Origin of the sequence: Pseudomonas sp., assembly GCF_041601375.1 — a bacterium.
In the GTDB taxonomy this organism is placed as follows: Bacteria; Pseudomonadota; Gammaproteobacteria; order Pseudomonadales; family Pseudomonadaceae; genus Aquipseudomonas.
Genome location: NZ_JBFIIG010000140.1, coordinates 1 through 11,347, shown reverse-complemented (window position 1 = coordinate 11,347; position 11,347 = coordinate 1). Strand labels below are relative to the sequence as shown.

The 11,347-nt window shown below is 61.8% G+C and carries 12 protein-coding genes and 1 pseudogene; 10 read left to right on the top strand and 3 right to left on the bottom strand.

From position 1 onward, the window contains the following. The 3 genes from ABZE94_RS16290 to ABZE94_RS16280 form a co-directional block, all read left to right on the top strand. The coding region (locus ABZE94_RS16290; RefSeq protein WP_372876532.1) for a sigma factor-like helix-turn-helix DNA-binding protein at nt 1-147 on the top strand (147 nt) is incomplete at its 5' end. Then, complete coding sequence (locus ABZE94_RS16285; RefSeq protein WP_372876530.1) at nt 144-848, top strand: hypothetical protein; 705 nt, start codon at nt 144-146, stop codon at nt 846-848. The genes ABZE94_RS16290 and ABZE94_RS16285, both read left to right, overlap by 4 nt. Nucleotides 849-994: 146 nt before the next feature. After that, nucleotides 995-1,471, top strand: coding sequence for a hypothetical protein (locus tag ABZE94_RS16280; RefSeq protein ID WP_372876531.1), 477 nt, complete (start codon nt 995-997; stop codon nt 1,469-1,471). A 228-nt stretch (nt 1,472-1,699) separates the two neighbouring features. Here ABZE94_RS16280 and ABZE94_RS16275 read toward each other — a convergent pair whose 3' ends face one another. Continuing rightward, the gene (locus tag ABZE94_RS16275) at nt 1,700-1,987 is read right to left on the bottom strand and encodes a DUF3509 domain-containing protein (protein WP_372876529.1); all 288 of its coding nucleotides are present in this window, start codon (nt 1,985-1,987) and stop codon (nt 1,700-1,702) included. 58 nt (nt 1,988-2,045) lie between these two features. Then, nucleotides 2,046-2,267, bottom strand: coding sequence for a hypothetical protein (locus ABZE94_RS16270; RefSeq protein WP_372876528.1), 222 nt, complete (start codon nt 2,265-2,267; stop codon nt 2,046-2,048). A 584-nt stretch (nt 2,268-2,851) separates the two neighbouring features. Between ABZE94_RS16270 and dnaX the strand changes: the two genes are divergently transcribed. The 4 genes from dnaX (at nt 2,852) to ABZE94_RS16250 (ending at nt 7,500) form a co-directional block, all read left to right on the top strand. Then, complete coding sequence (gene dnaX, locus ABZE94_RS16265; protein WP_372876527.1) at nt 2,852-4,924, top strand: DNA polymerase III subunit gamma/tau; 2,073 nt, start codon at nt 2,852-2,854, stop codon at nt 4,922-4,924. Nucleotides 4,925-4,928: 4 nt separating this feature from the next. After that, complete coding sequence (locus ABZE94_RS16260) at nt 4,929-5,255, top strand: YbaB/EbfC family nucleoid-associated protein (protein ID WP_271348717.1); 327 nt, start codon at nt 4,929-4,931, stop codon at nt 5,253-5,255. A 230-nt stretch (nt 5,256-5,485) separates the two neighbouring features. Then, complete coding sequence (gene recR / locus ABZE94_RS16255) at nt 5,486-6,085, top strand: recombination mediator RecR (protein ID WP_372876526.1); 600 nt, start codon at nt 5,486-5,488, stop codon at nt 6,083-6,085. A 266-nt stretch (nt 6,086-6,351) separates the two neighbouring features. Further along, nucleotides 6,352-7,500: an acyl-CoA dehydrogenase family protein gene (locus ABZE94_RS16250; protein ID WP_372876525.1), complete on the top strand. Its 1,149-nt coding sequence runs from the start codon at nt 6,352-6,354 to the stop codon at nt 7,498-7,500. Nucleotides 7,501-7,682: 182 nt separating this feature from the next. Here the strand turns inward: ABZE94_RS16250 and ABZE94_RS16245 are convergent, their stop codons facing one another. Next, nucleotides 7,683-7,895 carry a cold-shock protein gene (locus tag ABZE94_RS16245; RefSeq protein ID WP_069516724.1) on the bottom strand — a complete coding sequence of 71 codons (213 nt, stop codon included), beginning with the start codon at nt 7,893-7,895 and terminating at the stop codon, nt 7,683-7,685. Between the two features lie 860 nt (nt 7,896-8,755). On the opposite strand from ABZE94_RS16245, the gene ABZE94_RS16240 reads away from it, so the two are divergent. From ABZE94_RS16240 to ABZE94_RS16230, 3 genes and pseudogenes are all read left to right on the top strand, one after another. After that, complete coding sequence (locus ABZE94_RS16240; RefSeq protein WP_372876524.1) at nt 8,756-9,709, top strand: DnaJ C-terminal domain-containing protein; 954 nt, start codon at nt 8,756-8,758, stop codon at nt 9,707-9,709. A gap of 3 nt (nt 9,710-9,712) precedes the next feature. Further along, the gene (locus ABZE94_RS16235) at nt 9,713-10,018 is read left to right on the top strand and encodes a chaperone modulator CbpM (protein ID WP_372876523.1); all 306 of its coding nucleotides are present in this window, start codon (nt 9,713-9,715) and stop codon (nt 10,016-10,018) included. A 643-nt stretch (nt 10,019-10,661) separates the two neighbouring features. Beyond that, a pseudogene (locus ABZE94_RS16230) lies at nt 10,662-11,347 on the top strand (hypothetical protein); the annotation flags it as partial.

Genomic DNA, 11,347 nt, shown 5'->3' with positions numbered 1-11,347 from the left:
CTGCGCGCCCACGGCGAGCTGGAGTTGCACGAGATCGCCGAGCTGACCCGCACGCCGGCGGAAACGGTGAAGAGCCGTTTGCGCTACGCGTTGCAGAAATTGCGTCGGCTGCTGGCTGACCCGGCCGCCGAGGAGTTACCCGTATGAACCGCGACCAACACGAGCCGCAAGACGTGGCGCACGAGCGGGCCTTGCTCGATCACTTTCGCGCCCATAGCCGCGCCGAGCCATCCGCCGAGATGGATGCGCGCATCCTGGCCGCGGCCCGCGCCGCGCAGCCCTCGGGCCAGCGGAGCTGGAACCAGCGTCTGCAAGACTGGTTGTTCGGCCCAGGCGGTCGCCAGCGCTGGTCGCTGGGGCTGGCCGGGTTGGCCTGCGTCGGCATCGGCGTGAGCCTGACCTGGCGCACCCTGGAGCAAACACCCGATAACCTTGAGATGCCAATACCGCGCGCCGTCATGGCCCCGGCCGCGCCCATGGCCGATACCGCAGCGCCGCAGACTCTGGCGCGCGAACGAGCGGCGGCGCCTGCCATGCAGGGTTACGCCGAGCCACGGCAAAAGGCCGAGAAGAAGCAGTCGATGCCGATCCTGGCGGAGGACGCGCGCAAGCAGGCAGCTGATGAGGCCGGCGCCTTGCTAGCGGCGCCGAGTGCCGAGTTGCCCATGGCCGCGGCGGAATCGGTGCCACTGGCCGGCATGGCGACGGAAAAAGCGTTGATGCAGCTGCTCGAATTGCGCCGCGCAGGCAAGGTCGAGGAGGCGCAGCGCCTGCAGCGGCGCCTGCAACTGGATTACCCGCAGCTGGATATCGAGGTGCAGCTCGAGCGACTCGAGCAAAGCCGTTAGCAGGCTGTCGATATTCATCGGCCTGCAGGCTGAGCGTTGTTTACAACCGCTGAGTAAAACCTGTGTAAGTACCACGTGGCGGGCTTGCCAGATGTCGGGGGAGGGGAGAGCATAGTGCTCCCTCTTTGCTGCGATTGTGCGTGTTGATGATCGGCTTCCGGTTTTTGCTTTTACTTCTGGCTCTGCACTCGCTGAGTGCGTGCGACAACGAAAAGTCCACTACTCCCGTGCCACGTGAGCCTGTCGAACCGGCGGTAGCCGTCATGCCGGCGCCGACGGCAGATATAGCCCCCGCCCTCGCGCCCAAGCCGGTGGTCAAGGCGGCAAGCGAGCCTGCTCGACCTGCCGCTGTTGTGAGCAAACCAGTGGCTAAAGACGTTGTTGTCCCGCCGCTCAAGGCGGACCTCGACTTGAGCCTGCCACCGGATTTGTTCGAGGAATTGCAGTCGCACGTCGCCCCTGATGAGCCGCCGTCACCGGCCTTACTGCCGCCGCTGTTCCGGGCAGAGCAGGCAGCAGAAAGCCCCTTTCAGCTCAATGGCAAGCTGATCACCAATGAGCAGGGTGATGACTACTGGGATTCGCTGGAAGGCGCCGAACTACAGTTCGAGTTCAGGCGATAGTCAGGGTGGAGTGGTAGCTATGCGCGCAGGCGAGTCCGCTCGAATGGTAGCGTCCTGGCTGAGGCGCAAGTGCAGTAAGCGAATAGGGCAGGATCCAGGCGCATCGATGAGTTATCACCTGCGCACTTCGAGCGCATCCCGGGGCTTTAGTCAGGGTCACAAAAATGCCGCTCACTTGGCTTGAGTGAGCGGCATTACGCCGTACGAGGCTGGGCTGTGCAGGCTGTTTCAGTCGACGTGATAACTGAGCACGCTGTTCTGTTCTTTCAGCGCCTTGCGCATCTCTGCGGGAATATTGCCGGAGCGAACGGCGAGTTCCAGGCGAATTTCTTCGAGGCTCTGCGCAAAAGCTTGCGCGTCGTCACGCTGGGCAGGGCTGAGAACCCGGCTGTAGGCGGTGACATCGGCGTCGTCGAGCAGGGAGAGGACAATGCCACCATCTGGGCGACGCGGGCTGAAAGTGACGCGTAAAGGAGCAAACAACTGTTCGACGAGCTGGCGATTGATGCTATCCATGACCGTTCTCCATCCTGGGGCTAATCACGTGTGACACCGATGCCGTTGTGAAGTTCGATCAGGCCACTAGCGACTGTCGTGCGCGCTCGATTACCTGCGGTAAGGATTCGCTGCTGTACTGCTCGGGGTACAGGCGCTGGGTATGCTGCGCAATACCGGCCTGATTGACGATAGTAAAGCTGAAGTTACCCTTGCGGCTGGCAAGAATGCGGCAATCGAATGGCGCAAAGGCGTCGGATAGGGTGCGAATGGCATCCTGAATTTGGTGTTGAGTATTCATTTTTTGGGTGTTTCCTAAAACTGCGGGCGCGTCATTGCGCTAAATAAAGCTCCAAGCTTTCGACTTCTGATCGAAGGCATGAGTCTGATCGGAGCGGGACTTCGCGCATAAGTTCAGTGTTGACCGGTGCTTATGCGGGTCGGTACTTCGGAGGCAGGCTGAGTCAGTGCTTGCGCAAGACGGCCTGATCAGTCAGCAGGTTGGGTCTGGTAAGGAACTGTGCGGCACAGCCTGATGGGGCGTATGCGTTCTTTACCTGGAGTCCATCGAGGGGGCCGGAAGGCCTGAATGACTTACAGCGTGGTACTAACGGGCCGGATGGTAACTGCTCGAACAAGTTTTAGCCAGCTGTATCTGCACTGGCCACGGATAATGCCCACTAGAAGCCCGCTGGCGGTGGTTCGGCATTGCGGCGATCCGCCAGCAGTCGCCAGCGATCGCCGCAAGCTTGCGCCTACAATATATAGGGGCCGAGTCGAGACAATGATTATTGCCTGGCAGAGCCGCGCCGAGCACCGGATGCAATTTAGCCCATGCTCCGTTACGATTAGCCCACTTTTGCTTTCATCTCGCGACGGTTTTAGATGAGTTATCAGGTTCTTGCACGAAAGTGGCGTCCGCGCTCGTTTCGCGAAATGGTCGGCCAGGCCCATGTGCTCAAGGCGCTGATCAACGCCCTCGACAGTCAACGCCTGCATCACGCCTACCTGTTCACAGGTACCCGTGGGGTTGGCAAGACCACAATTGCGCGCATCATCGCCAAGTGCCTGAACTGCGAAACCGGCATCAGTTCGACGCCTTGCGGTGTCTGCTCTATCTGCAAGGAGATCGACGAGGGGCGTTTCGTCGACCTGATCGAGGTCGATGCTGCCAGTCGCACCAAGGTCGAAGACACTCGCGAGCTGCTGGATAACGTGCAGTATTCGCCGAGCCGCGGGCGCTTCAAGGTCTACCTGATCGACGAAGTGCACATGCTCTCTTCGCACTCGTTCAACGCCTTGCTCAAGACCCTGGAAGAGCCGCCGCCGCACGTCAAATTCCTGCTGGCAACCACCGATCCGCAGAAGCTGCCGATGACCATTCTGTCGCGCTGCTTGCAGTTCTCGCTGAAGAACATGCCGCCGGAGCGGGTGGTGGAGCACCTGAGCCATGTGCTGGGGGCGGAAAATATTCCGTTCGAAGAAGATGCGCTCTGGCTGCTCGGGCGTGCGGCCGATGGCTCGATGCGCGATGCGATGAGCCTGACCGACCAGGCGATTGCCTTCGGTGAAGGCAAGGTGCTGGCGGCAGACGTGCGAGCGATGCTCGGCACCCTCGATCACGGTCAGGTGTATGGCGTGCTGCACGCTTTGCTCGAGGGCGATGCGCGCGGCCTGATCGATGCCGTACGCCATTTGGCCGAGCAGGGGCCCGACTGGAATGGGGTGCTGGCGGAGATTCTCAACGTCCTGCACCGTGTGGCCATCGCCCAGGCGCTGCCGGATGCGGTCGACAACGGCCAGGGCGACCGCGATCGGGTGCTGGCATTGGCCGAAGTGTTGCCTGCCGAAGACGTGCAGTTCTATTACCAGATGGGTTTGATCGGTCGGCGCGACCTGCCGTTGGCGCCGGATCCGCGCAGCGGCTTCGAGATGGTGCTGTTGCGCATGCTGGCGTTTCGGCCCGCCGATAGCGGCGATGGGCCGAGGGTGGCGCTAAAGCCGCTAGGGATTAGCCAGGCCACAGCTGATCCCCGTCCCAACCCAGTGGCCGGCACGGCTGTGGCTGTGTCGGCTGTGACTGCTACCACTACCGTTGCTGGCGCTAAGTCTGAAGCCGAAGCCGAAGCCGAACCTGTGCTGGTGGAGGCTGTTGTGCCAGCACCGCCGCCTGCGCCGGTCGAGCTCCAGGCACCGGCGTCGGTCGAGCCGGCGCCAGTGGTTGCGGCGCCTCCGGCTGTCGCCGCGACGCCGACTGCCGCGCCGCCAGCGGCGATTGCGGCAGTGACGAATTTGCCCTGGGAAGAGCAGGCCAGTGCGCCACTGGCTGAGCCGGTAGCGGCGTCGCCGCAAGCCGAGGCGTTAGCGCTACGGCCCGCCAGCATCGCGCCGCCGGTCGAGGCCAGTGGTGACAGCGATGATGAACCGCCGCTGGGCGATTATGATTATGTGGAGATGGATGCGCAGTCGTTCGACTACGACTTCGAGGCGGTTGATGCCGTTGCCGTCGAGGTGGAACCGCAGCTCGCGGCGAAGCCGGCGACCGGCCTGGCTGCCGACTGGTTGGAGCTGTTCCCCAAGCTGGGTCTGTCTGGCATGACCGGCAGTATCGGCGCCAACTGCACGCTGATGGCGGTCGAGGGTGATAGCTGGTTGTTGCATCTCGATCCAGGGCACAGTGCGCTGTTCAATGCGACCCAGCAGCGTCGTTTGAATGATGCCCTGAACCAGTATCATGGCCGTGAATTGCACCTGCAGATCGAGTTGTGCACGCCCGAGCAGGAAACCCCGGCGCAGGCAGCGGCACGCAAGCGGGCCAATCGCCAGCGCGAGGCAGAAGAGTCGATCCACGGCGATCCATTGGTGCAACAAATGATTCAGCAATTCGCCGCGGTTATCCGCGCGGACAGCATCGAACCCGTAGATACTCAAGTTAACTCCCTGATTACCGAGGACTAGCACCATGATGAAAGGTGGCATGAGCGGCCTGATGAAACAGGCCCAGCAGATGCAAGAGAAAATGCAGAAGATGCAGGAAGAGTTGGCTAACGCCGAAGTGACCGGTCAATCCGGTGCCGGCCTGGTCAGCGTGGTGATGACCGGTCGGCATGACGTCAAGCGCGTAAGCCTGGACGACAGCCTGATGCAGGAAGACAAGGAAATCCTCGAGGATCTGATCGCTGCTGCAGTCAACGATGCGGTGCGCAAGGTCGAGCAGAACAGTCAGGACAAAATGTCCGGCATGACTGCAGGTATGCAGCTGCCCCCCGGCTTCAAAATGCCCTTCTGATTGGCTTCGTGCCGTCCAGTCGATGCACATGGCTGCGTTGCCGGCGGGCTCGGAATCCTCAAGTGCTCCAGCACACTGCGGTTCCTCGTCCGCCGGCGCCTTGCCCTGCGCACCGCCTGACCGCCACTTTTCTGCTGCGGCATTCGCAGCGTGTAGCTCGGATATAATCCGGGAATGCCGGCACCCTGTTTCCCCGGATTGCATCCGGGCTACGAGTCTGTAGGAGTTCCATGAGCTTCAGCCCATTGATCCGCCAATTGATCGATTCCCTGCGCATCCTACCGGGGGTGGGGCAGAAGACTGCCCAGCGCATGGCGTTGCAGATGCTCGAGCGTGATCGCGGTGGCGCAATGCGCCTGGCTCAGGCGCTGACCCAGGCGATGGAGGGTGTTGGTCACTGCAAGCAGTGCCGCAGCCTCAGCGAGGATGAGATCTGCCAGCTGTGCCTCGATCCGCGTCGCGACGACAGCCTGTTGTGCGTGGTGGAAGGGCCGATGGATGTCTATGCGGTGGAGCAGACCGGTTTTCGCGGGCGCTACTTCGTGCTCAAGGGCCACCTTTCTCCGCTCGACGGCCTGGGGCCGGAAGCCATCGGCATTCCTGATCTGCTGGCACGCATTGCCCAGGGCAGTTTTACCGAAGTCATCCTGGCGACCAACCCGACCGTGGAAGGCGAGGCGACGGCGCACTACATCGCCCAGTTGCTCGCTAACAAGGGGTTGATCGCTTCACGCATCGCCCACGGCATGCCGCTCGGTGGCGAGCTGGAACTGGTCGACGGCGGTACCCTGGCGCATTCGATCGCCGGGCGCCGGCCGATTCAGTTGTAGGGGCATGGCTACGGTCGGCCTCTCCTGCAGGCGTCCCGCGAGCCGACAGGCAGCATTGCCTCCAGTTTGCTGCGCGACAGCGCGGCGTCGAAGGCGGGGCGGCCCTCCTATATGAAGTGTTTGCCCTTTGTGTGCCCTTCAAGTCCAGGCTGCCGAGTCTGTCGGGCCGGGGGCGGCGCTATCGCCCCTGTAGATGGTGCAATCCTCACCTTGTAAACCAAGCAAGCGCTCGGTATGGTCGCGTAAACCACTGCCGGAGCGCCCCCATGTCTGTCTTTCAGGATTACTTCGATGCGTCCCAGCAGTTGGTGCGCGACTCTGTGCGGCGTTTCGTCGAGCGGGAAATCCTTCCGCATATCGATGAGTGGGAAGAGGCTGGAGAGTTTCCGCGCGAGCTGTACTTGAAGGCCGGCGCCGCCGGGATTCTCGGTATCGGCTACCCGGAGCAGTTCGGTGGCAGCCATGAGGGCGACATCTTCGCCAAGGTCGCCGCCAGTGAAGAGTTGATGCGCTCGGGCTCAGGTGGTCTGGTCGCCGGCCTCGGCTCCCTGGATATCGGCTTGCCGCCGGTGGTCAAGTGGGCGGCGCCGGCGCTGCGCGAACGCATAGTGCCGCAGGTGCTTGCGGGAGAGAAGATCATGGCTTTGGCGGTCACCGAGCCCTCCGGCGGCTCCGACGTGGCCAACCTGAAGACTCGCGCGCTACGCGACGGTGATTGTTATCGGGTGAGCGGTAGCAAGACCTTTATCACCAGCGGCATTCGTGCCGACTACTACACGGTGGCGGTGCGGACTGGTGGCGACGGTTTCGGCGGTATCAGCCTGTTGCTGATCGAGAAGGGCACGCCCGGTTTCACTGTCGGTCGCAAGTTGAAGAAGATGGGCTGGTGGGCATCGGATACCGCCGAACTGTTCTTCGACGACTGCCGGGTGCCGGTGTCGAACCTGATCGGTGCCGAGAACATGGGCTTTGCCTGCATCATGGCCAACTTCCAGAGCGAGCGCTTGTCGCTGGCGATCATGGCCAACATGACGGCGCAACTGGCCTTCGAGGAGGCGATGAAATGGGCGAAGCAGCGTGAGGCGTTCGGCAAGCCAATCGGCAAGTTTCAGGTGCTCAAGCACCGTCTGGCGGAGATGGCGACCCAGTTGGAGGTTTCCCGTGAGTTCACCTACCGCCAGGCGGCGAAGATGGCCGCGGGCCAGAGTGTGATCAAGGAGATCTCCATGGCGAAGAACTTCGCCACCGACATTGCCGACCGGCTGACCTACGATGCAGTGCAGGTAATGGGCGGGATGGGGTATATGAGAGAAAGTTTGGTAGAGCGCCTATACCGCGATAATCGGATTCTGTCGATTGGCGGTGGCTCGCGGGAGATCATGAACGAGATCATCGGCAAGCAGATGGGCTTATAGGGCGGGGTTCGGCGCTGCAGTTACGCGAATGCCTTACAGGGTCGTGGAGGGGGCGTATCGTCCTGAGTGTCTTTTCGCGCAGGAGCGTGGGCGTTGTACCGGGCAGGGTTGTTGCTGTTCAGCAGGCACAAAAAAACGAGCCCCGCTTGTGCGGGGCTCGTCTCTTGAACAGGACAGGAAGCTTAAGCTACCTGTACCTCTTCAGCTTGCATACCTTTCTGACCGCGTGCGGCCACATAGGTAACGGTTTGGCCTTCTTTCAGGCTTTTGAAACCGTCGCTCTGGATAGCTTTGAAATGAACAAACAGATCATCGCCGCCGTTAGTCGGGGTAATGAAGCCGAAGCCCTTTTCATCGTTGAACCATTTGACGGTGCCAGTTTCGCGGTTAGCCATGATGTATCTCTTATTGAATCGATGCGGATTGCAGTACTAGAAATACCGCAGGAGGGTGATGAACGCAATGATTTTTCGGTATTCAGTGGCTTTGAGTGGAAATTAATTCCCTCCGATTGTGCTGCAGGTTTCGGCTTTAGCCGGCCATGTTTATTATTTTTAACGCGATGTTCCGGTTTTTTACCTGTATATCGGCGAAGTTGTCTGGCGCATGCTCTCTCGCGCTGTCTTGGGCGTAGCAGAGGCCCTAGTGGCGCTATTGCGAGACCCGGGAGCGGCACTTTGCGGGATGGGCCGATGATGATGAGCGGTTTTCCGGCGCTATTTTCACCGCTCATTCCGGGCTCTCGGTTCAGTCAAGGACTCGGCAGGGGCAGGAGGCCGCGAATCTTGGCCGAGGCGCGTCAGGATCGTGCTGGTTGCACGTGCTTGCCGGTCACTTGACTCGAGGGCGTTGCATTTTCGTCGCCCGTAACTGCGCCGGGTTGCCTGTCAATGCTGTCGAACTGCCCTGGATCATTATCGCCGGCGGCGGTTCGGGCATCTTTGGGCGCACGGAACACAATTTTTCCTCCTGACGTCATGTTCGGTCGAGTCGATATCGTCGTGGCGGCGCTCGGCGGCAGTCCGATCGCTCGGGCCAGGCCGGAGCGCCATGTCGAAGGCTTGGCGCTGCCCGACAAGGTCTTACCCCGCCGCGGCGACTGACGCGGCCTGACCGCTTGCCGTTCTCCAGGGAGCTGGTGGGTAATGTGTTCAATCGCTTTGGTTCATCTAATCTGTAAGCATCGCTGATGCCAACTGCCTGCTAGCGCAATCAGAGTACGCTCAAGCCATCAACCAGCAGGGGGCGCGACCCATTGGAATTCAAGGATTACTACCAGGTGCTTGGCCTGGACAAGAATGCCAGCGAGGATGAGATCAAGAAGTCTTACCGCAAGCTGGCGCGCAAATATCATCCGGATGTGAGCAAGGAAGCGGATGCCGAACTGCGCATGAAGGAAGTCAACGAGGCCTACGCGGTGCTTGGCGACCTGGAAAAGCGCGCGGCCTACGATCAGCTCGGCAGCCGCTACCGGGACGGTCAGGAGTTCCAGCCGCCACCGAATTGGGACGCCGGTTTCGAGTTTTCCGGCGCCGGCTTCTCCGGCGCCGACATGGGCGACTTCAGCGATTTTTTCGCCAACCTGTTCGGTCGAGCCGCTACAGGTCAGGCAGGGAGTGGCAGGCGTGCGGGGCCGCGGTCAAGGCGTGGCGAGGATCACCACGCCAAGATCGTCATCGACCTGCGTGATGCCTACCAGGGGGCGCCACGCACCATCACCCTGCGTGGTGCTCGGGCCGATGCCCAGGGCCGCGTGAGCCTGCAGGAGCATAACCTCACGGTGCAGATCCCGAAGGGCGTCAAGGAAGGCCAGCATATCCGCCTGGCCGGCCAGGGCAGCCCGGGTATGGGTGGCGGCGCGGCGGGGGATCTGTTCCTGGAGGTGCACTTCAAACAGGATCCGCACTACCGTGTGGATGGCCGGGATGTCTACGAGACCCTGCCGGTCACGCCGTGGGAGGCGGCGTTGGGCGCCAGCATCGAGGCGCCCACCCCATCGGGCAAGGTGCAGGTGAAAATACCCGCCAGTTCGCAAGGTGGCCGCAAGTTGCGTCTCAGGGGCCGCGGTATTCCCGGCGACCCGGCGGGTGATCTGTATCTGCTGCTGGAGATCGTGCTGCCGCCTGCCGACACCGACAAGGCGCGTCAGCTGTATGAAATGATGGCGCGGGAGATGGCCTTCAACCCGCGCCTGGCCATGGGAGTCTGAGCCATGCCGCACACTGAAATTGTCACCGGCGTCGTGCTGGATGAGGTCGCCCTCGACCTCGATGAACTGGCTCAGGCCTGTTCGGTCGATGCATTGTGGATCGTCGAGCGGGTCGAGGCCGGGTTGCTCTGCGAAGCAGCCCAGCCGCAGCGTTTCAGCAGTGCCGAGTTGCTCCGCGCCCGACGCATGCTGGCCATTGAGCGGGATTTCGATGCCAACCCCGAACTGGCCGCCCTGGTCGTGGATTTGATCGAGGAGGTCGGGCGCCTCAAGGGCCGACTCAGGGCGGCGGGCATCGACGAAAACTAGCAGCGGCGGGCGTGCCCGAGCGCAGGCGTGTACTCTTATCAAGCAACCCGTATGTCATTGATTATATGAGTGATGACCTTTTTTGTAGGCGCGGCCGGGCAGCGTTCCGTTTTAGCCGCGAACTCTTCGCGGTACAGCCAAAGCTTCGCGGCTGAAGCCGCTCCTACGATAGGGGGGGCGAGCCTCCAGTTTGCTGCGTGACAGCGCTCAAGCGATCTCTTGTCAAACAAGAAATAACCCGTTGTTTTACATGTAAAAACTAAATCAGCACGAAGTCTTGTAGGAGCCAGTAACCGTAGGGTGAGGCGGGCGGCGATCCGTCGGGCCGCGCAGGCGACATCCCATCCGTACTGCAAATGCCGGCGCAGTTCGCCCGTAGTACGGGGCGGGCCGCGCAGGCTGAGCGCAGCTATACCCATCGGGCGGTTTATGCCTGTACCCGTTGGCGGGGCGAATATCGATGATGGGTTACGGCGCGTTGGTTCTGCTGACAGCGGGTCAGTTTGCGGGCGCCTAACCTATGCGGCCCGACCTAGGCGGTCCCACCTACGCGGCCCGACCTAGGCGGTCCCACCCATCCTACGGTCTTGATCCTTGAGCACCCAGTTCGCTGTTGACCGACCCCAACTCCATGGGAATTGATATGCCTAAGCCGCTGATCCCCGAGTGTGATAACGACGCGACCTACCTCTCGACAGCTACCGCTGCGGCTGCGCTGGCCGGGGTTTCGATCGAGACGCTGAACAGCCGCTGCTTCTGCATCAGTCTGGACGAGGAGGCGTTGCGCGGCGCCCTGGTGTCGACCCTGGGCCAGCCCGGTCTGTTCGAGCTGGTGCAGCAGCGTTGCCCCTATCTGTTCGCCGCCCATCCGGTGTTCATCGCTCCTGCGCACTTGCAGCGCATGGCCGAGGTGATCCGCGCCGTCGACTCGGTGGTGGCCCTGCCGGCCTATCGCGAACTGGTGTTGGCGCGTTCACCGGCCATCGCCCGGCATGACCCGGGTGGCGCCAAGGGGGTGTTCTTCGGCTACGACTTTCATGTCACCGAAGGCGCTTTCGGCCTGATCGAGATCAACAGTAATGCCGGCGGGGCGATGCTCAATGCAGTGCTGGCACGTGCGCAACGAGCCTGTTGTCCGGCCATCGAACAGCTGCTGCCGCCGGCGCTGCGGGCCGAGGTGCTGGAGGTCGGGATCATCGCCATGTTCCAGCAGGAATGGGCCTTGGCCGGTCATGCGCGGCCGTTGCGCAGCATCGCCATCGTCGACGAGGTGCCCGAACAGCAGTACCTGTACCCGGAGTTTCTGCTGTTTCAACAGCTGTTCCAGCG

Excerpts from the sequence above, each read along its gene's own strand:
- ABZE94_RS16275 (WP_372876529.1), bottom strand. The coding sequence starts at position 1,987 with ATGGATAGCATCAATCGCCAGCTCGTCGAACAGTTGTTTGCTCCTTTA.
- ABZE94_RS16280 (WP_372876531.1), top strand. The coding sequence starts at position 995 with ATGATCGGCTTCCGGTTTTTGCTTTTACTTCTGGCTCTGCACTCGCTG.
- ABZE94_RS16285 (WP_372876530.1), top strand. The coding sequence starts at position 144 with ATGAACCGCGACCAACACGAGCCGCAAGACGTGGCGCACGAGCGGGCC.
- ABZE94_RS16235 (WP_372876523.1), top strand. The coding sequence starts at position 9,713 with ATGCCGCACACTGAAATTGTCACCGGCGTCGTGCTGGATGAGGTCGCC.
- ABZE94_RS16270 (WP_372876528.1), bottom strand. The coding sequence starts at position 2,267 with ATGAATACTCAACACCAAATTCAGGATGCCATTCGCACCCTATCCGAC.
- recR (WP_372876526.1), top strand. The coding sequence starts at position 5,486 with ATGAGCTTCAGCCCATTGATCCGCCAATTGATCGATTCCCTGCGCATC.
- ABZE94_RS16245 (WP_069516724.1), bottom strand. The coding sequence starts at position 7,895 with ATGGCTAACCGCGAAACTGGCACCGTCAAATGGTTCAACGATGAAAAG.
- dnaX (WP_372876527.1), top strand. The coding sequence starts at position 2,852 with ATGAGTTATCAGGTTCTTGCACGAAAGTGGCGTCCGCGCTCGTTTCGC.
- ABZE94_RS16260 (WP_271348717.1), top strand. The coding sequence starts at position 4,929 with ATGATGAAAGGTGGCATGAGCGGCCTGATGAAACAGGCCCAGCAGATG.
- ABZE94_RS16250 (WP_372876525.1), top strand. The coding sequence starts at position 6,352 with ATGTCTGTCTTTCAGGATTACTTCGATGCGTCCCAGCAGTTGGTGCGC.